The 22,694-nt window shown below is 58.9% G+C and carries 22 protein-coding genes and 1 tRNA gene; 11 read left to right on the forward strand and 12 right to left on the reverse strand.

The window, feature by feature from the left end; all coding sequences use genetic code 11:
- Nucleotides 1-690: protein adenylyltransferase SelO family protein (locus ABYM29_RS04210; RefSeq protein ID WP_372862512.1), on the forward strand; the 690-nt coding region annotated here is incomplete at its 5' end.
- A 74-nt stretch (nt 691-764) separates the two neighbouring features.
- Here ABYM29_RS04210 and ABYM29_RS04215 read toward each other — a convergent pair.
- Entirely contained in the window at nt 765-1,928 is a 1,164-nt protein-coding gene (locus tag ABYM29_RS04215; RefSeq protein WP_372862515.1) for an alkane 1-monooxygenase, read from the reverse strand.
- 124 nt (nt 1,929-2,052) lie between these two features.
- Here ABYM29_RS04215 and ABYM29_RS04220 point away from each other — a divergent pair, with 124 nt between their 5' ends.
- From ABYM29_RS04220 to ABYM29_RS04230, 3 genes are all read left to right on the forward strand, one after another.
- Nucleotides 2,053-2,643 (forward strand): TetR/AcrR family transcriptional regulator, encoded by a 591-nt coding sequence (locus ABYM29_RS04220; protein ID WP_372862518.1) that lies wholly within the window; start codon nt 2,053-2,055, stop codon nt 2,641-2,643.
- 62 nt (nt 2,644-2,705) lie between these two features.
- Complete coding sequence (locus ABYM29_RS04225) at nt 2,706-4,112, forward strand: PLP-dependent aminotransferase family protein (protein ID WP_372862520.1); 1,407 nt, start codon at nt 2,706-2,708, stop codon at nt 4,110-4,112.
- 154 nt (nt 4,113-4,266) lie between these two features.
- Nucleotides 4,267-4,515, forward strand: a complete 249-nt coding sequence (locus ABYM29_RS04230) for a hypothetical protein (protein WP_372862522.1) — start codon at nt 4,267-4,269, stop codon at nt 4,513-4,515.
- A gap of 308 nt (nt 4,516-4,823) precedes the next feature.
- Here ABYM29_RS04230 and ABYM29_RS04235 read toward each other — a convergent pair.
- Together ABYM29_RS04235 and ABYM29_RS04240 are read right to left on the reverse strand one after the other, a co-directional pair.
- Nucleotides 4,824-4,900, reverse strand: a tRNA-Arg gene (locus ABYM29_RS04235).
- 105 nt (nt 4,901-5,005) lie between these two features.
- The gene (locus tag ABYM29_RS04240) at nt 5,006-6,073 is read right to left on the reverse strand and encodes a hypothetical protein (RefSeq protein WP_372862526.1); all 1,068 of its coding nucleotides are present in this window, start codon (nt 6,071-6,073) and stop codon (nt 5,006-5,008) included.
- Between the two features lie 190 nt (nt 6,074-6,263).
- Between ABYM29_RS04240 and ABYM29_RS04245 the strand changes: the two genes are divergently transcribed.
- The 5 genes from ABYM29_RS04245 to ABYM29_RS04265 all read left to right on the forward strand — a co-directional run bounded on the left by ABYM29_RS04245 (nt 6,264) and on the right by ABYM29_RS04265 (nt 11,157).
- Nucleotides 6,264-6,647 carry a hypothetical protein gene (locus ABYM29_RS04245; RefSeq protein ID WP_372862529.1) on the forward strand — a complete coding sequence of 128 codons (384 nt, stop codon included), beginning with the start codon at nt 6,264-6,266 and terminating at the stop codon, nt 6,645-6,647.
- 73 nt (nt 6,648-6,720) lie between these two features.
- Nucleotides 6,721-7,197 carry a DUF411 domain-containing protein gene (locus tag ABYM29_RS04250; protein WP_372862532.1) on the forward strand — a complete coding sequence of 159 codons (477 nt, stop codon included), beginning with the start codon at nt 6,721-6,723 and terminating at the stop codon, nt 7,195-7,197.
- Between the two features lie 9 nt (nt 7,198-7,206).
- Nucleotides 7,207-9,036, forward strand: a complete 1,830-nt coding sequence (locus ABYM29_RS04255) for a copper resistance system multicopper oxidase (protein ID WP_372862534.1) — start codon at nt 7,207-7,209, stop codon at nt 9,034-9,036.
- Nucleotides 9,033-9,725 carry a copper resistance protein B gene (locus ABYM29_RS04260; RefSeq protein WP_372862537.1) on the forward strand — a complete coding sequence of 231 codons (693 nt, stop codon included), beginning with the start codon at nt 9,033-9,035 and terminating at the stop codon, nt 9,723-9,725. The genes ABYM29_RS04255 and ABYM29_RS04260 overlap by 4 nt, the downstream gene beginning before the upstream one ends.
- A gap of 412 nt (nt 9,726-10,137) precedes the next feature.
- Nucleotides 10,138-11,157 (forward strand): AraC family transcriptional regulator, encoded by a 1,020-nt coding sequence (locus tag ABYM29_RS04265; protein WP_372862540.1) that lies wholly within the window; start codon nt 10,138-10,140, stop codon nt 11,155-11,157.
- On the opposite strand, the gene ABYM29_RS04270 is transcribed toward ABYM29_RS04265, so the two are convergent.
- The 3 genes from ABYM29_RS04270 to ABYM29_RS04280 form a co-directional block, all read right to left on the reverse strand.
- A complete protein-coding gene (locus tag ABYM29_RS04270) occupies nt 11,154-12,023 on the reverse strand; it encodes an alpha/beta fold hydrolase (protein ID WP_372862543.1) in 870 nt (289 codons plus the stop codon). The two genes, ABYM29_RS04265 and ABYM29_RS04270, sit on opposite strands and share 4 nt — an antisense overlap.
- Entirely contained in the window at nt 12,013-13,584 is a 1,572-nt protein-coding gene (locus ABYM29_RS04275; RefSeq protein ID WP_372862546.1) for a flavin-containing monooxygenase, read from the reverse strand. The genes ABYM29_RS04270 and ABYM29_RS04275 overlap by 11 nt, the downstream gene beginning before the upstream one ends.
- 106 nt (nt 13,585-13,690) lie before the next feature.
- Nucleotides 13,691-14,329 (reverse strand): DUF2959 domain-containing protein, encoded by a 639-nt coding sequence (locus tag ABYM29_RS04280; protein ID WP_372862548.1) that lies wholly within the window; start codon nt 14,327-14,329, stop codon nt 13,691-13,693.
- A 150-nt stretch (nt 14,330-14,479) separates the two neighbouring features.
- On the opposite strand from ABYM29_RS04280, the gene ABYM29_RS04285 reads away from it, so the two are divergent.
- Nucleotides 14,480-14,956: an Lrp/AsnC family transcriptional regulator gene (locus tag ABYM29_RS04285; protein WP_372862550.1), complete on the forward strand. Its 477-nt coding sequence runs from the start codon at nt 14,480-14,482 to the stop codon at nt 14,954-14,956.
- Between the two features lie 14 nt (nt 14,957-14,970).
- Here the strand turns inward: ABYM29_RS04285 and maiA are convergent, their stop codons facing one another.
- Genes maiA through hppD form a run of 4 tightly spaced genes read right to left on the reverse strand, consistent with a single transcriptional unit; the run spans nt 14,971 to nt 18,897 of the window.
- Complete coding sequence (maiA, locus tag ABYM29_RS04290) at nt 14,971-15,606, reverse strand: maleylacetoacetate isomerase (RefSeq protein WP_372862552.1); 636 nt, start codon at nt 15,604-15,606, stop codon at nt 14,971-14,973.
- 4 nt (nt 15,607-15,610) lie between these two features.
- On the reverse strand, nt 15,611-16,621 hold the full coding sequence (locus ABYM29_RS04295) for a fumarylacetoacetate hydrolase family protein (RefSeq protein ID WP_372862555.1): 1,011 nt from the start codon (nt 16,619-16,621) through the stop codon (nt 15,611-15,613).
- A 29-nt stretch (nt 16,622-16,650) separates the two neighbouring features.
- Nucleotides 16,651-17,790 carry a homogentisate 1,2-dioxygenase gene (locus ABYM29_RS04300; RefSeq protein ID WP_372862557.1) on the reverse strand — a complete coding sequence of 380 codons (1,140 nt, stop codon included), beginning with the start codon at nt 17,788-17,790 and terminating at the stop codon, nt 16,651-16,653.
- A 12-nt stretch (nt 17,791-17,802) separates the two neighbouring features.
- The gene (gene hppD, locus ABYM29_RS04305) at nt 17,803-18,897 is read right to left on the reverse strand and encodes a 4-hydroxyphenylpyruvate dioxygenase (RefSeq protein WP_372862559.1); all 1,095 of its coding nucleotides are present in this window, start codon (nt 18,895-18,897) and stop codon (nt 17,803-17,805) included.
- Nucleotides 18,898-19,036: 139 nt separating this feature from the next.
- Between hppD and ABYM29_RS04310 the strand changes: the two genes are divergently transcribed.
- On the forward strand, nt 19,037-19,498 hold the full coding sequence (locus ABYM29_RS04310) for an Lrp/AsnC family transcriptional regulator (protein ID WP_372862561.1): 462 nt from the start codon (nt 19,037-19,039) through the stop codon (nt 19,496-19,498).
- On the opposite strand, the gene ABYM29_RS04315 is transcribed toward ABYM29_RS04310, so the two are convergent.
- Together ABYM29_RS04315 and ABYM29_RS04320 are read right to left on the reverse strand one after the other, a co-directional pair.
- Nucleotides 19,495-20,856, reverse strand: a complete 1,362-nt coding sequence (locus ABYM29_RS04315) for a class II 3-deoxy-7-phosphoheptulonate synthase (protein WP_372862563.1) — start codon at nt 20,854-20,856, stop codon at nt 19,495-19,497. The two genes, ABYM29_RS04310 and ABYM29_RS04315, sit on opposite strands and share 4 nt — an antisense overlap.
- Nucleotides 20,857-20,936: 80 nt before the next feature.
- Nucleotides 20,937-22,688 (reverse strand): aromatic amino acid hydroxylase, encoded by a 1,752-nt coding sequence (locus ABYM29_RS04320; protein WP_372862566.1) that lies wholly within the window; start codon nt 22,686-22,688, stop codon nt 20,937-20,939.
- Nucleotides 22,689-22,694: the final 6 nt, after the last annotated feature.

A 22,694-nucleotide genomic window follows, 5' to 3' on the forward strand; every position in this document is an offset into this window, starting at 1 on the left:
CACCCCGGCACGGTGTTCAGCTCCATCGACCAACAGGGTCGCTATGCCTACGGCAACCAACCGCCTATAGCCCAGTGGAACCTGCTGCAACTGGCCCAGGCCATGCTGCCACTGCTGCAAGGCGACGGCGAAGCCGACCTCAAACCCGCTGTCGAACGCGTGCAAACCGTGCTCAATCAGTTCCCCGAGCACTATATCAGCGCCTATCGCCGGCGCATGGCCGACAAGCTAGGGCTGGACGACTGCAGCGACGCCGATGAACAGCTCTACCGCGACTTCCTCGATCTGCTGCAAGAGCAGCACTGCGATTTCACCCTGAGCTTTCGCAAGCTCTACGACCTCGCTAATCAAGCGCTGCCCATCAACCAGCGCGGCGAGGCCATAGACAGCCTGTTTGAATTCCCCGATGCCTTCGCTCCCTGGCTACAGCGCTGGCAACAGCGCCTCAGTGAAGATAATCAAAATGCCGAGCAGCGCGCCGCGCAAATGCGCCAGGCCAACCCGGTGTTCATGCCCCGCAACCACCTGGTTGAAGCCGCCATCAGCGCCGCCTACCAAGGTGACATGAGTGTGTTTACAGATTTGAACACGGTGCTGGAAACCCCTTTTGATTACCGCCAGCAACTGGCGCACTACGCCAGCCCCGCCAGTGAAGAAGAACAGGTGCGCGCCACCTTTTGCGGCACCTAGTCACCACGAAAAGTTCGCCGGGGCCCACGCCTCGGCGAACACTGCTGATCCAGACAAAGCACTACGAGCGGCGGCTACAGGCCGAGCTTCACGCGCAGCTTCGGCTCAACGTTGGCTTTGGATAAGTCGCCCTGATAGTGAGCCAGCACCCGGCGGTCCATCACCCAGCGCCACAGCGGTGGAATATAAGCCAGCGGCACCATGCCCGCGTAGCCACTGGGCAGTTGCGGCACGTCCTCGTAATGGCGCAGGGCCTGATAACTGCGCGTAGGATTGGCGTGGTGGTCAGAGTGGCGCTGCAATTGGTAGAGAAAGAGGTTGGTCACCAAGTGATTGCTGTTCCAGGAGTGCTCGGGCTGACAGCGCTCGTAGCGCCCCGACGGCAGCCGCTGGCGGCACAGGCCGTAGTGCTCCAGATAATTAATCACCTCAAACAAGCTTATCGAATACAGCGACTGCGCCAGCATAAAAGGTAATACCGCCCAACCGAATGCCGCCGCAAGCAGCAGATATAACACGGCGCTCATCGACCAGGCCTGCAGGTTGTGATTCTGCCAGTGCCAAACCGACCTGCCCTGCCGCGACAAACGCGCGGCCTCCAGCGCCCAGGCACTCCTTAAGCCACCGATGACGGTGCGGGGTAAAAAGCGCCAGAAACTTTCACCATAGCGGGCGCTCGCCGGGTCCTCTGGGGTGGCCACCCGCACGTGATGGCCGCGGTTGTGCTCGACACAGAAATGTCCGTAAAGGGTCGGCGCCAACGACAGCATACCGAGGTACTTTTCCAGCTTATCGTTTTGATGGCCCAGTTCGTGGGCCGTATTAAAGGCCACGCCGCTGACAATCCCCACCGACACCAGCAAGCCCAGGGTACCAACCCAGCCCAGCGAGCCACTGGCGAGCACCGACATCGCCCAGAACAGACCAATGAACTGCAACGGCAGATAGGCGTAGACACAGTAGCGGTAATAGCGATCTTTAGATAATTCAGCCACCGCCGACTCCGGCGGGTTGTGGGGGTCGTTGCCAATCAGCCAGTCCAGCGCGGGGATCAGGGTGTACAGGAAAACCGGTGCAAACCACCACCCCCACTCCGAACCCAGCAAATTAGCCATTCCGCCGCTCATAAAGGGAAACAGCGGCACCACCATTCCCAGCAACCACAGGTAACGCTTGCCATCTACCCACGCTTCAGCCGCCGGCTGCGGTGCCCTTCCCACTTCCAATTCACTAGCCATAGTCGCCTCATAATCTACACAATTTAATTATTTAACCTTCTTTTTGGTAGATTAATGAGCTGGCAGGGCAGTTGTCAACACTGGTAGAATAAATTCTACTTATTTGTATATTATCGGACAGACCATGGCCCGCCCCCGCACCCAACCCAACGCCCCCAGCACCCGCAGCAAAATTCTCAGTGCGGCGCGGCTGGAATTTTCCAGCCAGGGCATTGCCGCGCCGCTGGATGCCATCGCCAAGCGCTGCGGCATTCGCCGGCCCTCGCTGCTGCACCACTTCCCCTCAAAGGCCGAATTAATTGCCGCCGTCACCGACGACATTCTCGACAAAGCCCGCGAGCGCTTGATTCAAGCCGTCGGCGCCCAAGGCGGCGACTACCCCGCCACCATGCAGGCCATTATTCGCGTGCTGCGGGATTTAGAGGCAGAGGAACAGGGAGTCGCCGGCGTGCTGTTACACGCGATGATGAGTAGCGAAGCGAGCAATCCGGTAACCGGCAAAATGGCCGAGTTTATCGACATCATCTTTGCCACGGTGCTGATGGCGGGCAATCCCTCCAGCAAGCCCAAAACAGAGCTGCGCGCCGCCATCGCCCACCTGGTGATGGCCGAAGTCACCCGCGTCGCCCTCGGTGACAGCGCCGAGGCGATTTGGGGAGAGGGAGACGGCATCGATCAGTTATTTCGCGGCTATTTTTTAGCGCCGAACACCTAGCGGCCACATGTCCCTGCGCCATGACTATCTAAAGCACCAAGCCCGCGCACCCGGAAAACGATATGAAGCGTTACCAGCAACTCGCCCATGACATTGCCGCACTGATCGACAACGGCGTACTCACCCCGGGCGAGCGCGTGCCCTCGGTTCGCCAGGCGAGCAAAACCTACCGCGTCAGCCCCGCCACGGTTTACCAGGCGTATTTCCTGCTAGAAAACCGCGGTTTGATACACGCCAAACCGCGGTCCGGCTACTACGTATGCGAACACGCCAGCGCGCCGGTGCCCCCCTCCGCGCCCGTCGACAGCCCCGTCTCGACCGCTGTCGATGTCAACGATCTGGTGTTTGCCGTCATGCGCGCAATTGCCGACCCGGCCGTCATCCCGCTGGGCTCAGCCTTCCCCTGCGCCAGCCTGTTCCCGATGGAGCGACTCTGTCGCTCGCTGAGTAAAGCGACAAAACAGCTGGATGCACAATCGCTGGTCAGCCAACTGCCCCAGGGCCATCACGACCTGCGCCGGCAAATTATCCAGCGCTACACCCTCGCCAATGTCCCGGCCACCCTCGACGAACTGATCATCACTAACGGCGCATTAGAAGGCTTAAACCTGTGCCTACAGGCCGTGACCCAGGCCGGCGACTTTGTGGCCGTGCAGGCTCCGGCGTTTTACGCCCCCCTGCAAGCGCTTGAAAGGCTGCAACTTAACGCCATCGAAATTCCTGTCGACAGCCAGGGCAATCTCGACCTGCCGTTTCTACGGCGGGCGCTGGAAAAATATCCGATAAAGGCCTGCTGGTTTATGACCAGCTTTCAAAACCCCTTGGGCACCACCCTTGGCGAGGCCGACAAGCAAGCCCTCGTCGAGCTGCTGACACAGCACCGCGTGCCATTAATTGAAGATGACGTTTACAGCGAACTGTATTTCAGTCCGCGTCCGGTAAAACCGGCAAAAGCCTTCGATCGCCAGGGATGGGTAATGCACTGCGGATCGTTTTCAAAAAGTCTGGCACCCGGCTACCGAGTCGGCTGGACCTGCGCCGGGCGCTTTGCCCAGCAGGTCGAGCGCCTGAAACTGATGACCACGCTGTCGGCCTCGCTGCCGGCACAAGCCGCCATTGCCGACTACCTGCAGCACGGTGGCTACGACCGCCACCTGCGCAAATTGCGCCAAAGCCTAAAAGCCCAGCAGCAGCAAATGATTGCGGCGATCACCCGCTACTTCCCCGATGGTTGCCGCTGCACGACAGCCGATGGCGGCTATTTTTTGTGGTTAGAGCTGCCGCCAAACGTCGACTCACTAAAGCTCTTCCACGTCGCCCGAAGCCACAACATCAGCATTGCGCCGGGCCCAATCTTTTCCGCTAGGCGCGCCTTTAGGCACTGTATTCGCCTCAACTACGGCAAGCCCTGGAGTGCAGACATCGACCGCGCCATGCAGACTCTCGGGCGTTTAGTCGCCGAGTTTTAGGCCGGCCTGCTCCTCCCACGCCCGAGCAGGCCGCCATCTGATACGGTGTTTTTCACGCCATCTGCACCTGTTGATTTTATTGCAGAGACGCTAGCATGCTCGCTGTGCATAGTCGGTAGCCATCCACAGCAGCAAAAATAGTCAGGACGTTATTATGAGCAAAATCGACGACAACAAGACACCCGCCGCGGGCACAGAAAAACCGCTAAGTTTCTTTGAGGTTTTCAAGCAGGCGCTGTCACTGATGTTCGCCCTGCAAAATCGCTCCGGGCAAAAACGGCTGCTCGACCTGGCGGAAACCAACCCCATGCCGCTGATAATGGCCGGCGTTACCGCCATGGTGATCTTCTTCCTATTTTGCTTTATCAGCTCACAACTGATGATCGGCTTGCTCAGTAAGTAATAATTGCCCTGCCAGCACTGAGCCAAGCCTGAGTCAGTGCCTATACCCCTGCTTACATCGCCACCGCGTTCAATCGCCGCAGGTTCAGTACATTTGATCTACATCGACAAATTTCAGACATAAAAAAACCCGGCGCTACCAAAGTAGTGCCGGGTTTTTAAATAGTGGCGCGCTCGGGAGGATGAATCGTAACAACCTAAGGGTTGTTACGACCCTGCGGGCTTCGGCAAGGAAAGCGGGGATTCTATTGGACAATCCCCGCTTTATTGGACAGTGTTAGTAGTTACTTCTACCACAGCCCTTTGATATGGCGCGCTCGGGAGGATTCGAACCTCCGACCGCCTGGTTCGTAGCCAGGTACTCTATCCAGCTGAGCTACGAGCGCGTCGAGGTGGCGTACTATAGGCAAGGCGCATTTTTCTGTCAACGGGATTTTTTAAAAAAAGCTGAAAAATCCTTATATTGGTTGCACGCTAACCAATTCGTCTACTTATTGTACCGGGTATGGCAGCTGCAAAATGCGATCGCCGATGAAAGAGCCAATATACAGCTCATCGCCCACCCGCTGCGCCACGGTGCCCGCCCCCATCGGAGGCCCGGATAGCGCCACAACACTGCGTTGTTGCAGTGTTTGCGGATCGACTTCAATAATCTCGAAAGCGGCAGGGCAAGCGCCTTGTTCGATGTCCGGGCACACCAAAAAATCGCCCAGACTGAAGCTGTGGCTCGCCACCAGCAGCTTGCCATGGCCATCCCACTGGCTGTTATCGGGGTGTGGAATTGCCACCTCCGCCAGCAGTTTGCCGCTGCGACGGTCGAGCTTTTGCAAAACAGAACCCGCCCAAAGATTCACAAACAGCGTGTCTCCGTCAGCCGAAATCTGGATGCCATTGGGGTAGTCGCCACTGAAACCGGGCAATTTGCTAAAACGCTGGCCATTCCAATGCCAGATATGCCCCGGGTTAAAGCCGGCCAAGGCGAGGATTTCCTGCCAACCTAACGCCCCCACCGGGGCGTCGCCGCGAGTGTACATATGGGTGGCCATAAAACCGCCCTCGGGCAGTGCCACCACATCGTTTAAAAAACTCCCGGGCGGCGGCAACACGCAGCCTCGCCACAGCAAAGCGAGGCCATCTGGCCCCGGGCGCAACTCAAAGAATTCGACTGATTCGCGGCCACCGTGGTTAATCACCAACAGCTGTTGGCCGCCATCCGCGCGCTGAGAAAGGTGAATACCATGGGGAGCAAAGCTCTTGGCCTCGGGCGCCGGGCACTCGGCATCTCCCCAACCCGGCAGCTGCTCGACACTCGCCAAGGGCCACCGCTGTTGGCTGCCACTGGCGGTGTCCAGCAGCGCCAGCGAGCCCGCCACACGACCGTGCCCGGCCGCCATCTGGCTCACCACAATATGGCGACCATCGGCTAGCAATTCCATGTCTTCAGGCTTTTGCCAGCCACAAAGCACACGCCGCTCGCCAATGCTTTGACAGTCACTGATGACCTCCGGTCGCTCTACACAGCCCCCGAGCAACAGCAATACAAGCAGGTATCGCTTCATAATCACCTTCCATTAATCGTGAATAACCGTGCAAGCCTGCCGCAAGCCACAAGCGAATGCCAGGACAGCTGCAGCCACCGGGCGCTTTTCCCGCCACAGCTTGACCCCGTAGCCAACTTTAGGCTTTAGGATACACTCAATCCGTAAACAGGCTGCTGCCATCCACCGCCGAGATTGCTAAACTGCCTCCATGAAAACTCACCGCCACATCGCCGCGCTCATCTTGCTGTTGCTCACGCAGCTAGCAATACCGGTGATGAGTATTGCCGATACGCGTCCCGAAATTTCCCATCACACCGCTGAGCAGACAACGGCGGCGCAGCGCTGCAGTGACTGCAAGCAAGATGCGCATTGCCACACCGCAAACACACCGGCCTACGCGAACCCGCAGGCGGCGCCACACGACTGCCCAAACGACGACTGCAACTGCTCGGGCAGCTGCAGCAGCCCCAGCCTACCCAGCAACGTGCAAGGGCCGCTGGGCCACCGGCTGGCCACCGACATTAACAACACCTCAAGGCCGCATGAGCAGCTGCTGTCTCGACGTCTGCTGCGACCGCCGATTTCAACGTAAGGCGCAAATTAATCGTCCCAACCGGCACCGCATCCAGCCGGCCCATAATTTGATTTTACGTGAGACCCTAGCGATGAAACTCCCTAGCTTTTTCCTCAGCAGCCTGCTGGCCATTGGCCTTGCTCTTAGTCACCCGGCAAGCGTTGCCCAACCCGGCGGCGCGGCGATGCAGATATTCAAATCCCCCCAATGCGGCTGTTGCGGCAAATGGGCGGATCACTTGGACCAACACGGCTTCGACAGCCAGCGCATCGATACCGGCGACATGGCGGCCATTAAACACCAGCTGGCGATACCTGCAGAACTGCAGTCTTGCCACACCGGCCGCATCGGCGACTACGTATTTGAGGGCCATGTGCCCGCCGATGTCATTCAGCGCTTTTTAGCCAATCCTCCCGCCAACGCCTACGGTCTGGCGGTACCCGGCATGCCCGTTGGCAGCCCAGGCATGGAAATGGGCGAACGCCACCAGGACTACGACGTCATGCTACTCAGTCGCGACGGCAAGCACCGTGTCTACACGCGCGTCAGCCGCGCCAGCGCGCACTAGGGGGCAGCCATGAAATCCATCAACGAGCCGACGCGCATCCCGCGGCGGCGCTTTGTCACGTCTGCCGTAAGCGGCGCGGCGCTGCTTGGACTCGGCGACACCGCGACCGCTCAGCAGCGCCCGGCGAATACCAGCTGGCAACAAGCCCGTGAACTGCGCGGCAATCGCTTCGATCTGCATATCGACTACCTGCCAGTAAACATTAGCGGCCAGCCTGCCATCGCAACTGCCGTTAACGGGTCTCTGCCGGCGCCAACGCTGCGCTGGAAAGAGGGCGAAGAAGTACATATTCGCGTGCATAATCACCTGGCCCACGACAGCTCCATCCACTGGCACGGTTTGATCCTGCCCAGCAATATGGACGGCGTCCCCGGTTTGAGTTTCGCCGGCATCAAACCCGGCAGCCATTACGACTACCGCTTCACAGTGCAACAAAGTGGCAGCTACTGGTACCACAGCCATTCCGGCTTTCAGGAACAAACCGGCCTCTATGGCGCGATTATTATCGACCCCGCCGACGCCGACCCTGTGGCCTATGACCGCGAGCATGTCGTGTTGCTATCGGACTGGAGCGACGAGGCGCCAGAGCAACTGTATGCGCGACTCAAAAAACAGAGCCACTACTACAATAACCGCCAGCGCACAGTCGCGGATTTATGGCGCGATTTGCGCAGCAAAGGCCTGGCCGAAACCTGGCAAGACCGCGCCATGTGGAATCGCATGCGGATGAGCGACAGCGACATTGCTGATATCAACGGCATTGCCTACCGCTTTCTGATCAACGGCCACAGCCCAACTGCCAATTGGCGCGGCGAGTTTCGCGGCGGAGAACGCCTGCGGCTGCGCATTATCAACGCTGCCGCGATGACCATTTTCGATTTTCGTATTCCCGGCTTAAGCATGACGGTAGTGGCCGCCGACGGCCAAAACATCGAACCGGTCAGCATCGACGAGTTCCGCATTGCCCCAGCCGAAACCTACGATGTGATTGTCGAGCCCAAGGCCGACTGCGCCTATACGCTGTTCGCACAGAGCATCGACCGCAGTGGCTACGCGCGGGGCACACTCAGCCCCAATCAACACTGGCAAGCGGAAATTCCCGCCATGGACCACCCGCCACGACTCGGCCATCGCGATATGGGTATGGGCCAGCACCACGGCCAGCACACCGGCATGCAGACCGCGATGGGCGCGCACGGCGGCGACAACCTGCAACACAAGCATCATCACGGCATGCACAGCCAGCTACTCGACAGCGACGGGCAGCCAATTGCCCCTGCCGGCGCCGGCAGCCAGCGCAGCATTAGTCACCCTCGCAGCGAATTCAGCTACGCCGTCGACATGCGCGCCACCATGCCAGGCGATGGGCTAAACGACCCCGGCATCGGCCTGCGCGAACACCAGCAGCGCTATGGTCGCCGGGTATTGCGCTACAGCGATTTATTCAGCCTTCATCCCACCCGAGACCGCCGTGACCCCCAGCGCGAGTTGGCCATTCACCTCACCGGCAATATGTCGCGCTATATGTGGTCCATGGACGGCGTAATGTTCGATGATGCGCAGCCGATTATTCTGCACCACGGCGAGCGACTGCGCCTGGTTTTGGTGAACGACACCATGATGACTCATCCGATTCATCTGCACGGTCTGTGGAGTGAACTGGAGACCGGCGACCGCGACCGCCTGCCTCGCAAGCACACCGTGATCGTGCAACCCGGCTCGCGCATCAGCTACTTGGTTAGTGCCGACGCCATTGGCCGCTGGGCCTACCACTGCCATCTCATGTATCACATGCCGGGCATGTTTCGGGAAGTCCGCGTAGTGGGGGCCACATCATGAACAAGCCTCTACTCACAAGCCTGCTGTTGATCGCCGCCACCCTGCCGGCGGCACAGGCCGGCGGCGCGGCAGACCCATTGCTAGGCAAATTGATGGTCGATGAATTCGAGCGGCGCAGCGACCAACAACACAGCGCCATTGCCGTGCAGGGCTGGCTGGGTTACGACCGGCATAAAGTCTGGATAAAGGCCGAGCGCGAGGCCAGCGGCGCCAGCACGCAACAGGCCGAGCTGCAGCTGCTCTACAGCCGCGCTGTGGCGCCTTTTTGGGACCTGCAAAGCGGCCTGCGCCGCGAATGGCACGACGCCGACCACAGCGACAGTTGGGTCCTCGGCCTGCAGGGCCTCGCGCCCTTCCAACTGGAAATCGAGGCATCGCTCTATATTGATTCGCACGCGCAGCTCAGCGCGGAAGTCGACATCAATTACGAACTGCAGCTGAGTCAACAGTGGCTGTTAGAACCCAACATTACGCTGCAACTCGCCGCGCAGCACGATGCCGGCTACGGCGGCGGCCTGCGTGATTGGCAGAGCGGCTTGCGCCTGTATTACTACCCGCGCCGCGAGTGGGCTCCCTATATAGGCTTGCTCTGGCAGCAGTATTTCGGCCGCACCGCAGACTATGTTCAGCAGCGCCGCGGCAGTCGCCAAAGCGAACAGCTGGTGTTGGGGCTGCGCGCCTGGTTTTAGCCAACGGCGCGCATGGCCCAGCCAGCAGCCTGCCATCGCTCTGGCTAAGTACAAGTCGAGCCCGGCCGACAAACCCGGGCGCTGTGAAGCGGCGCCCTAAAAGCGCAATACCACCAGCAGAGCCGCGAGCCGGTCTCGACATTTCCAACTCGGTCGCATGCACTGCTCACCGTGGCAACTGGCATTCGCTGTCCAGCAAATTCAGCTCACAGCAGGGAGCAATACGGCCATTGCGCTTGAACACAGAGCTCCGCTCACTACTCGCTCGGCGACGCTTTATTCTCGCCAACGATCATCCAGGTCGCCAACCAAGCCGGTGTGGCCCTCGCCCGCAAGCACGACTGACTTCCACGAACCCGCAAGTCACTTTATAATTTCGGACAAAACAATAATTGGCAAAGCAGACAACAACATGCAGAACTGGGATTTTTGTCGCAGCGTAATGAGCACACAGCTGCTGGTGACCTTGGGCACCGAATACGGCGCGACGCCCAGCGCCATGCTGCGCAACAGCGGCCTTAGCGAGGCCAGTCTCTCCAACCCCGAAACCCTGGTTGAAGCGCAAAGCGAACTCAGTGTGATACGCAACCTGCTAAGGGAACTGCCGCCAATTGACGGCCTCGGCCTGATCGCCGGCAAGCGCTACCAGCTGTCGGCCTACGGTATCTGGGGGTTTGCCATCGCCAGCAGCCCCACGGCCAGAAAAGCCATTGAACTGGCACAAACTTATCAGCAACTCACCTTCGCCTTCGCCAGTTTTAACATCGACATCAGTGGCGATCGCACCCGCATTCTCTTCGATGATCGCGACGTCCCCGAGGATGTCCGCCTGTTCTGCCTGGAACGCGAAATGGCCGCTGCGGCCGTCATTATCGGCGAGCTACTGGGCAGCCACTGCAGTGCCCCGCGTGTCTACTTCCGCCACCCCGCACCGCATTATGCTAAATGCTACCAGCAACATTTTGGCCACGCGGTGGCGTTTAATGCCGACTGCAATGCCCTGGAATTTTCCAGCGCCCTGTTAGACCTGCCGCGTTCTGTTGGCAATGAGAGCACCGCCAACCTACTGGCAAAACAGTGCGGTGAGTTGTTAGCCAGTCGCAGTGCGCGGCGCGGCTTATCCGGCAAGGTGCGCGACCTGCTGCTGCGCCAGCGCCCGATGCAGATGGATATGGAAGCGGTAGCCGCCAGCCTGCATATGACCTCGCGCACACTGCGGCGCAAATTGGAGGCAGAGGGCAGCTCCTTTCGCCAACTCAGCGATGAAATTCGGGTGACACTGGCAGAGGAGTTGCTGCGCGGCACACCACTGAGTATTGAGCAGATTGCCGAACGCCTGTCTTACGCCGACGCGTCGAGTTTTTCCCAGGCCTTTAAGCGGATGACCAAGCAAACCCCCGGCGCCTTCCGCCGAGCCGAGCAGCGCCGCTAAACCCGCTCGGCGAGAAATCGCCGATAGCGCCGCGCCGTTGCGGCCGGGCGCTCCAACATCGGCAGGTGCCCGGTATCCGCCATAATTTCAAACTCAGCGGCGCCCAGCAGTGGTCTCATCACCTCACAGCTACTGACATCCAGCACCCTATCCTGCTGCCCCCAGATCACCAGCACCGGCAATTGCAGATCGGCCAGCAAGCCCTCCAGGCCGCCGTAAATTTCCTGCTGGTATTGGCGGAAAATGCCCGCAATACACTCGCGCCGCGCCACCGCTGCGCGGGCCATATAAGCCCGCACCCACTTAGGCAAAAAGGGCCTTTTCTCCGTTACCAACGCCAACAGCCGGTCAAAATCCGCCTCCGAAGACACCAGCAAGGGGTTCACACCGCGCTGCAGTGCCCGCTCCATATCGCACAGCTGGGGCGCCTTAATCCCGCCATTGCTAAGCAGGCAGAGACTGAGTACCTGGTTGGGAAAGCGGTGGGCGTATAACGCAGCCAAGTGCCCCCCCATCGAACTGCCTAACACGTGACAGCGGGCAATCGACAGCTGTTCAAGCAGGGCGCACAAACGCTCAGCCTGGGCCGCCATACTGTAATCCAAGCCCGGCCTACAGGGGTTGTCGCCAAAGCCGGGCAGGTCGACAATTACAATGTGGTAGTCCCGGGACAGCTGCCCGGCAAAGCGCGTCCAGTTGTCCTTATCTGCACCGAAGCCATGCAACATCAGTAAGGTATCCGCGCCCCGCCGACCGCCCTGTAAAAAATGCCAGGGCTGACCATCGACCTCACAGTAATGCGCCTTCATGCCACAGCGCAGACGGTCGGCGGACAGTGCCAGTCGAGCCAGGCGATCACTCAGCATCGGCGGACACCCTCGCGGCAGCCGCTGCCGCGTCGACACTGCGGGCCAGGTGTTCGCGACTGGCTGGCAAGAAATGGTAGTCGTCAGCATTAAAACGCCGGTGCATGGCGCGAAAGCGAAAGGTGAAATCAGGCCATAACTGGGTAATTTTGCCGCTGCGATGTTTGTACCAGCTGTCGCAGCCCGTCGCCCAGATCGAGCCGCTCAAGCGCTGCTGAAGCCGGCGATTAAACGCCACTTGCACGGACTCGCGAACCTCCAATTCCGCACTCTGACGCTGCTCACACTCATCCAACAGTCGGCTGATCGCCTGAATTTGTGTTTCGATCATATAGACCATCGAGCTGTGGCCGAGGGTGACATTGGGACCGACGATCAGCATCAAATTGGGGAAACCGCTTACCGTGGTACCCAGATAGGCCTGCTCGCCATCGCGCCAAGCCTCAGCCAGCGAGCGACCACCACGGCCGCGAATAATGCCGGCGATGGGGTTTTCTGTGGCATAAAAGCCGGTGCCAAAAATAATGCAGTCAACCTCGCGCTCGACACCGTTGACGTCAACAATGCTGTGCTCGCGAATTTCAGCAATACCATCACTAAGCAAATGCACATTGGCCTTGTTCAACGCCGGATACCAGTCATTGGAGATCAGTATTCGCTTGCAACCCACCGGGTAGCGGGGTGTTACACGCTGACGCAGCGCCGGGTTTTTTATCTGCCGGCGGAGATGTCGCAGGGCAAGGCGTTGATATAACTTCATCAGCGAGGGGTGCAAGACCATGCCCAATACACGCAGTTCATTCTGGCAGTAGATCTTGCCGCGCAACGCTAAGCGCAGCCCCGGCAGCAGGTGAAAAGCCGCCTTTTCCAACGCGCTATAAGACCGGTCGTGACGGGGTATAATCCAGTTTGGGGTGCGCTGATAGACATCCAGCTTGGCCACCAAGCCGGCAATTTCCGGCACAAATTGAATCGCCGACGCGCCGCTGCCAATCACCGCCACACGCTTACCGCGCAGCTCGTAATTGTGATCCCAGCGCGCGGAGTGAAAGCATTTACCGGCAAATTTATCCACCCCGGCAATATCCGGCAGGCGCGGTTCGGCAAGGCCGCCACTACCGCTGATCAGTATGCCAACATTGAAATCGCCGGCACTGCTGCGCAGCTGCCAGCGCTGGCTACTCTCACAGTAGTCGGCCGACTGCAGTGTATGAGCGAAGCGAATATGCGGCAGCAAATCCCATTTTTCAGCCACCTCGCGCAAATAGCGCTGAAGCTCAGGCTGAGTGGGGTACACCCGCGACCAATCGCAGTTGGGGGCAAAAGAAAAGGAGTACAAATGCGAGGCCACATCACAGGCCGCACCGGGATAGCTGTTGTCTCGCCAGGTACCACCAAGGTCATCGGCGCGTTCGAGAATCACAAAATTGTCACGGCCCTTTCTCTTTAACTCAATGGCCATTCCCAAACCGGCAAAACCCGTACCGATAATCGCATAGTCAAAATGCTGTTCGTTACCGGCGCAATCGCCGGGGGTCTCAGCCGCTGCAGACGCTGACATACGCTCGCCCTGTTGTCATAGTAGTAATACCCAGTCTAGGCAGAGCCAAGCTGTGGGCAATGTCCAGGGCGGACAGTCAACATAGATATCCGGACAGCGCCGCGCCTTAACGCAAGCCGGCAATAAAGCCCTCTGACTCCTGGATTGCGGCCTCCATCGTCGCAATCAGCGCGGTGACGTCGCGGTCGATGGTTGCCAGTTCGCCTTTAATTGCGGAAATCGCCGAGGCATTGAGGTTGTGCTTGAGGTAGAGCACATTGTCTTGCAGGTTTTCCAGCACCGGTGCCAAACTCTTTTCCGAGCGCCGCAGGCTATCGCGCAGGCCGCGATAACGGCGTTGCGTGTCGCGCAATTTTGCCGCACTGTCAGCGCGCAAACGCGAGTTGCTGTACAGCTCCAGCTCCTCCTGCCATTCGTCAAACAGCGCCTCGGCGACACTCTCCACGGCCTCAATACGTTCGCTGATTTCCCGAGCTGCCGCACGGCTGTCCTCATAACTACTGTTAAGGCGGTTGTAGAGCTTTTCCAAATCGCCACCGTCAAAACTGACCACCGAGCGAAACTGGCTCAGGGCGTCGCGAAATTGCTCCTGGGCTTCACGCTGGGAGTCGCTGGCTTCTTCCACGCGATCGACCAGGATGTCGCGCTTGTGAATACCCACTTTTTCCATGGCGTTGTAATACGTGGATTCACAGGCCAGTAACACAAGGCCGGCCAGCAGGATAACAAGGCGTTTGGCAATCATCGGTTTATTCCACAGCAGAGACAGATGTGCAAAATCATAGCGCCCTGCTCGGCGCCACACAAACACCGTGTTCGCCAGCATTGGTGATGGCAACTATAGTTAGACTCATAAATGATATTTTCCGTCTGTTTTATTCTCGCAGGAACCGCTATGGCCAACGAGCTGAGCAAACAGGACATCACCATCTTGCGCATACTGCAACGCGACGCCAGCAAGACCTCCACACAAATTGCCGAAGCCGTGAACATGTCTCAATCGCCCTGCTGGCGCCGTATCAACCGCATTGAGCAGGCCGGCATTATTCGCAAAAAAGTCGCCATCCTCGACCGCGAAAAGCTGGGCATGGAGCTGGTGGTGTTCACCACGGTCAACCTCAGTGTGACCGGCCGCCAGCAACTCGAGGAGTTCGAACTTTCGGTCAGCGATTTTCCCGAGGTGGTGGAATGCTACACCATGACAGGGGTGTGGGATTACATGCTAAAAATCGTTACCCGCGATATTCGCCACTATGAAAGCTTTGTCCGCGAACGCCTGCTGAGCCTGCCGATGATCGGTGAAACCCACTCCCATATCGCCGTCACCGAGATCAAAAACACCACCGAGCTGCCGCTAGACACCCAGCTGTAGCGCCGGCGCCGAGTTTATTGGGGCTGATTGTCCGGCGCCGCATCGGCAAACGCCGGCAGCGCGCAGCAGTGCTGGTCTATATGCTGCAGGCGCGGATAGTCGTCCAGCGGCAGCGCATAGCGGCGGGCATTGTATAGCTGGGGAATCAGGCATACATCGGCCATTGTCGGCCAGTCGCCGACACAGAAATCGATATGCTCGCTATCCCAACGCGCCAGCAGGGTTTCGATACTGCCCAGCCCCAGGGCCAGCCAATGCCGATACCACGTTTCCCGCTCCGCCTCCTCTATCGCCAGCTGGTCATCTAAATAGTTGAGCACCCGCAAATTGCATAGCGGATGAATATCGCAGCAAATAATGTTGGCGATCTGCCGAACCCGACTGCGGCGCAGCATATCTTCAGGCAGCAGTGGCGGCTGCGGGTAGGCCTCTTCAAGGTACTCCAATATCGCCAGGGACTGCCCCATTGGCTGTCCCAGATCGATCAGCGTGGGCACCAGCCCCTGGGGGTTAACCGCCAGATAATCCTCATGCTGTTGCTCGCCGTCGCGCAGTGACACACTGTGCAGGCGATAATTGAGTTGTTTAAGCTTTAGTGCAATGCGCAAGCGATAGGCCGCCGACGAGCGCCAGTAGCTATACAGTTCCATAGAACTATACCTCCGGCGCCACTACCTGTTGGTCGATGGCGCCAAACAATGATTGACCATCCGCAGCGCGCATTTCGATACGCAGCCGATCTCCCCGTTGCAAGAACGGCGTGCGCATTTCTCCGTGAAGAATTTTCTCCACCATGCGCTGTTCGGCAATACAAGAATAGCCCAAACCACCCTCGCTTACCGGCTTTCCCGGACCACCTTCCAACTTATTAGACACCGTACCGGAGCCGACAATAGAGCCGGCGCTCAAGCGCCGGGTTTTGGCCGCGTGGGCAATCAGCTCGGCAAAATTAAAATGCATTCCGCAGCCGGCATTGGGACAACCGAACAATTCACCATTTAGATAGCTTAGCAGCGGCAGTGCCAAGCGGCCGCCCTGCCAACACTCACCCAGCTCATCGGGGGTGATCGCCAACGGTGAAAAGCTGCTGGACGGCTTCGACTGAAAAAAACCAAAGCCCTTGGCCAACTCACCGGGAATCAGATTGCGCAGCGAGATGTCGTTAACCAGCATCAGCAGGCGAATATGCGTCGCCGCCTGTTCACTGCTCACGGCCATCGGCACATCGTCGCAAACCACCGCCACCTCGGCTTCAAAATCCAGCCCCCAATCCGCATCGGCCAGCACAATATTGGCCTGCGGTGGCAGAAAACTGTCTGAGCCCCCTTGATACAGCAAGGGTTCCCGCCAAAAAGCCTCGGGCATTTCCGCGCCGCGGGCGCGGCGTACCAGCTCGACGTGATTTAAGTAAGCCGAGCCGTCAATCCACTGGTAGGCCCGCGGCAACGGCGAGGCACAATCGGCTTCCGCAAAGGGCTGTCCCGGCAAGTCGCCGTCGTTAAGCTGCTGATAACGCAGCTCAAGCCGCGGCGACACCCGCGCCCAGTTATCCAGGCAGTCTTGCAGGCTGGGCGCAATATCGGCCGCCGAGGTCATGCGCTTGAGGTCCCGTGAGACGACCAATAACTCGCCGTCACGGCCGCGATTTAGCGATGCCAGTTTCATAAGCTTTCCTCAATCGGGCTCTCCCCTGCTCAGCGCCGCTGCGCCGCGCCCCAGGAGTCGACATAGCCGCTCCATTCCACCGCCTCGGCGGCCTCGCTGACCTGCAGCGCATCACGGCAGTCAATCATAACGGCCATCTCCTCCAGGATTCGCGACTGACCGCGACACTCTGCGGCGGCTTTCATCGCCCCGGGATGAGGGCCGTGTGTAAAACCATAGGGGTGGTAGCTGAGCATGCCGGGGTGGATATTGTCGCGACTTAGAAAGTCGCCCTGATGATAGAAAATGACTTCTTCGTAATCGTCATTACTGTGATAAAACGGCAGGTTCAAGGCGTCTTCAGCCGACTCACTGGGCCGCGGGCAAAAACTGCAGACCACAAAACGCTCGGCGATAAAACTGCTGTGCGCCGACGGCGGCAGATGGTAGCGCGGGCTGACAATCGGCCGTATATCCCGCCAATTAATCCGCAGCGCCGACAGTTCCCCCTTCCAACCCATTGCATCGAGGGGGTTGTAGGCAAAGCGAATCCGCGACAGTTGATCTGCGCGCTTTACGATCACCGACCAGGCTTGTTCACCCTGCTGTTCAACAAATTGGGCATCGATCTCGGGGCTATCTAACATCGCCGGGTCAAACTGCGCATGACCACCCAACAAACCGCGTTCGGGCAGCTGATATTGACCGCCGCTTGCCTCTATCATTAACAGTTCACAGTGGCCGTCGGGCTCCAGCCGCCACATCGTGCCGCGGGGCAACAACAGGTAGTCCCCCTGGCTGTAGTGCAGGTGGCCGTAGTCGCAGAACAGCTCGCCGCTACCCACGTGGACAAACAGCAACTCGTCGCCATCGGCATTGCGCGCCAGCTCGCTCATTGCTTGATCCACCGCCCACAGCCGAATCTGGCAGTGGGCGTTGGCCAACAGCTGCGCCGCCTGCCAAGGGCAAGCCTGAGGCGCGGCCAATTTTCCCGCATCGAAGGCCCGGGGCCGCAGCTCACCCTCAAAGCTCAGCCAATCTGTCGGTGGGTGGCGGTGATAGAAGTGCGTGGCCGGGCCGTAAAAGCCATCGCGGCCAACCTCGCGCTCATAGCTGCCCTTGGGCAGATCGCAGTGTGCCTGACGGGAAAATGTCCCCTGGGAGCGGGGAAATGCTATCCACGATTTCATCACATACGTCTCTCAGCCCTTACCCTGAGGCGGAACCTTAATCGCACCGCGGCGAATCTGATCCAACTCAATAGACTCGAACAGGGCCTGAAAATTGCCTTCCCCAAAGCCCTGATTGCCCTTGCGCTGAATCAATTCAAAAAAAATCGGGCCAATCACATTGTCAGTAAAAATCTGTAGCAAGTAGCCCCCACCCTGTGCCTCGCCGCCATCGATCAGCAATTTTCGGCGCTGCAGTTCCGCCTCATCTTCGGGGTGCCCCGGCAAACGCGCCGACAGTTGCTCGTAATAGCTGTCCGGCGTGTCGCGAAACTGAATACCGCGCGCCCTCAACACATCGACGCTGCGGTAGATATCGTCGGTATCCAATGCAATGTGCTGAATACCTTCGCCGTGGTACTCGCGCAGATATTCTTCAATCTGTGACTGGTCGTCGGCAGATTCATTGATAGGGATGCGAATCTTGCCGCAGGGACTGGTCATGGCGCGACTGACCAGGCCGCTGACCTTGCCTTCGATATCGAAGTAGCGAATCTCGCGAAAATTAAAAATACGCTCGTAAAACTGTGACCACTTGTCCATATTGCCGCGGCGCACATTGTGAGTGAGATGATCGATGCGCAGCAGCCCCGCCACCGGCTCAGCAACAGGCTGATCGAGAGGCAGAAAATCGACATCGTAAATACTGTGGTCGCCATAGCGATCAACCAAGTACAGGCGGCTGCCGCCAATGCCTTCTATGGCGGGAATATTCAGCTCCATTGGCCCCACTTTTTGCTCCACCAGCGTCGCACCCGCGGCCACCGCCTTGGCGATGGCGTCGGCGGCATTCTTCACGCGAAAAGCCATGGCGCAGGCACAGGGGCCGTGGCGGGCGGCAAATTCCTGGGCAAAGGAGTCCGGTTCAGCATTGATGATGAAATTAATATCGCCCTGGCAGTGGCGGGTAATATTCTTGGCGCGGTGGCGATGGGTAGCGGGAAAGCCCATCTGCTCGAATAGGGTTCGCAGCAACTCTGGGTCTGGCGCTGCGTACTCGACAAATTCAAAGCCGTCTGTTGCCAGGGGGTTATCAACGGTCTGGGGGGTCTCGAAGGGCTCGGCCATAACGCGCTCCCGAAGTCGGCGTTGCACACCGTTTGAGTATAAAAGCCTCAAGGCGGTGTAATTTGCCGACCTGCACCCGATTAGCGGCTAAACTGACAAGAAAGCACCTAAATAAACGACTCTACAGAAGGCTTCTTGCATGAAACTGAGCCGCAGTGAGCGCGACATTCTGACCCAGTTACAGGCCAACGGCCGCATATCCAACGTCGAGCTGGCCGAACGCGTCGGCCTGTCCGAATCTCCCTGCTTTCGCCGGGTCAAACAATTGGAAGAATCCGGACTGATCCGCGGCTACGCCGCTGTCGTCGACCAGCGCAAATTGGGCATGGAAGTCACCGCCTTTGTGCAGGTCACCATGGCCCAGCAAAGCGACACCGACACACAAAAATTCATCGCCTGCGTCCAGGCCGAGGAACACATCATGGAGTGTTATGCGATGAGCGGCTCCCACGATTATTTAATGAAAGTGGTGGCGCGCAATATCGATCACTTCTCGGAGTTGGCCATGCGCCGAATCTTAAAATTTCCCGGCGTAAAAAACGTCGAATCCAGCTTCAATTTACAGGAGGTCAAACACAGCCGGGTACTGCCGATCAATTAGGGGGCCGCAGGGCCTTCCTCACGCAGAAAGTCGGCCACGCAAAACGCCAGTTCCAGCACTTGGTCGGCATTGAGCCGCGGATCGCACTGTGTCTGATAGCACTTAGCCAGATCCGACTCCGACAGCCGGTAGGCGCCGCCAGTGCACTCGGTGACATGCTGACCGGTCATTTCCAAATGCATACCGCCGGGGTGAGCCCCCTCAGCGCGCAGGGCGGAGAAAAACTGGCGGATTTCTGCCAATATGCGGTCAAACGAGCGCGTCTTATAGCCATTGCCGGCCTTTACCGTATTGCCGTGCATCGGGTCACAAGACCACACCACGCTGCGCCCCTCACTCTGCACCCGCCGCGCCAAAGCTGGCAGATGCTCCCCCAAGGTATCGGCCCCCATACGGGTAATCAGGGTCAGCCGGCCGGGAATATTGTGCGGATTGAGTGCGTCGATCAAGGCCAACAACTCGTCGCCCTGCATACTCGGCCCCACCTTTACCCCAATGGGGTTGTTCAGCCCGCGGAAGAATTCAACATGGGCGCCGTCCAAGTGCCGGGTGCGCTCACCAATCCACAGCATATGCGCTGAACAATCGTAGAAATCGCCGGTAAGGTGGTCCTGGCGGGTCAGCGCCTCCTCATAATTGAGTAGCAGGGCCTCGTGAGAGGTATATAAATACGTCTCGCGCAGGGTTGGGGTATTGGCACTGTTGATCCCGCAGACCTCCATAAAAGCCAGGGCGTCGTGAATACTGTGGGCCAGAGCTTGATAGCGCTCGCGCAGCGGATTGCCGTCCAAAAAACTCAAATTCCACTGGTTCACTTGGTGGAGGTCAGCCAAGCCACCACTGGCAAAGGCACGCACCAAGTTCAGGGTCGACGTCGACTGATGGTAGGCCTGCAACATCCGCTGGGGGTCGGGTTCGCGGGCGGCGGCGCTGAACTCGGCGCCGTTAATAATATCGCCGCGATAGCTGGGCAACTCGCGCCCATCCCGCACCTCGGTATCTGCCGAACGCGGCTTGGCAAATTGCCCCGCCATGCGCGCCACTTTCACCACTGGCATGCGCCCGGCGTAAGTCAGCACAATCGCCATTTGCATTAACACCTTGAAGGTGTCGCGAATACTATTGGCCGAAAAGTCGGCAAAGCTCTCGGCGCAGTCGCCGCCCTGTAATAAAAATGCGCGGCCCTCGGCAACCTCAGCCAGCTGGGCATGCAGCGCCCTCGCCTCCGCGGCAAATACCAGCGGCGGCTTAGCCGCCAAATCCCCCTCAACTGCAGCCACCGCTGCAGCATCGCCGTACTGCGGTTGCTGCAACGCCGTCTTGCTACGCCAACTCTCCCGACTCCATACCGTCACCACAACTTCTCCCCGTTTTCTGTCCAGCGCGACGCCACGCGGCCTAATAACAATGACTATAACAAGCCGGTGCAAGCAAAGCCTCAGTGCTGCGACATTTCCAGCGATTGCACGGCCATATCGACAAGCCGGCGGCGCTCGGCTGAGCTTTTCCCCAGGGCTTTCAGCTCGGCAAGCAAAGGCGCATAGGCCCCATCAGAGCAGGGTAGCAATTCCAGCAATTCAAAGCGGATCAGCCACTCGTCGGGGTGTTCGGCCAGCGCCTCGCGCAGCTCCAACAACTGACTCAGCTTCGCGCCACCCGACTCTCGCAGCTCGCGCAGCCTGCCGTAAAGCGCCATCAAGCGCTGCTGCGCCGCACTGCCTTCGCGCTCGGGCAAACTGTCGTCGGGCAAGTGATGGCGATAGATAGGGAAGCGATCCAAGTCGGCGCTGCCGCCATACACCGACACTACCGATTCGCCGATCGCCATGTCGTAGTCTCCCCACTCGGGCGCAAACAGGCACTCGCCATCAGCGCCGCTGACCCGGCACGCGCTAAAGCGGAATATCAGATTGCGCCGATCGCGGCGCACAATTTCCCGCAGCTCGCCCCGCAGCTTCACCCCGGAAACAAAGTCCAGCGCGACCGCTTTGCCAACGGCAATGCCAAGTCCCTTCAACTCATCCACCGTGTAGTCCGACAAACAGCGCGGCATATCCTGCACTTGCCCAAGCGGAGCGCCAAAGCCCTCCGGGTGCTGAGCAATGCCCTGGCCGGGCAGTTCGCGGCCGCGATAGGCCAACTGAGTGGGGCCGCGGCAACGCAGATAACTTTCATTGCCGGCAGCATCGACAATAAGCGAATCCACCACGCCACTGATTTGCAGTCCCGAGCTGAGCTCGGCGGTAGCCACCGAGGCACAGTCAATCGCTTTGCGCAGCGACGACGCCCCCCCAACAGCAAACGCCATACGCCGCGCATAAGCCTCCAGCACCTGGCAGAGGTGCTGACAACTGCGGGTGACAAACAACTGCGGCTGCTCCCGGGTAATATCGTAGGCGGTGTTAATGGCCTCGAGAGAAAGCATGCGTTTGGGCACCCGCACGTCGTCCAGGCAATTGATGCTTTCACCCAATGACGATAACAGCCCCGCGCCAAACAAGCGGTAGTTATCCACCTCGCCAACCAGGCCGTATTCCACCGTCCACCAATGCAGGCGCGCCAATAGCGCCGCTTCAGAATTAAAGGGATTATTCGCGTGACAATCGCGTAACCGCGCCTCGGCCTCGGCAATTTGCGCCGCGCTGCTATCGCGCGACTCCTTGAGAATCGACAACTGTCGGACTGCATGAAAAACGTCGATATCCGCCTGCGTAGACAGCGCCTTCATGCCCACCTCGCCAAAGCGCTGCAGAAACTCGGTGTAATCGGTATCGACGATAAACGGCGCATGACCGGCCGCCTCGTGAACGATATCGGGCGCCGGCGTATAAAGCATATGACTGATATCTCGCATATCGCGGGCAATAGGCAAAATACGGCGCGCCTGAAATTCCATGAAAATAGCCGAGGGAATCACACCGTCAACGACCACCGCGCGCCAGCCAATCGCTGCCAGCTTGTCGTTCATTTCCTCCATAGACGGAATATGTTCCAGGCTGATACCGGTGCGCAGCAGTCCCTCGCGATAAACAGGGTGGGCAGTGTCGCGCAGCCGCGCAGCCAATTGGTGCATTAAAAAACGCCAAACCGCGTGGTCCTGCGGGCTGTAGTGCTGATAGTGCTGAGTGGCAACAAACTGGCGCAAGTGCGCGGGAATGCTGTCTAGCAATGCTTGCCGAGAGCGGCTCACTGTCAC

Origin of the sequence: Spongiibacter sp., assembly GCF_041602295.1 — a bacterium.
Lineage (GTDB): Bacteria > Pseudomonadota > Gammaproteobacteria > Pseudomonadales > Spongiibacteraceae > Spongiibacter.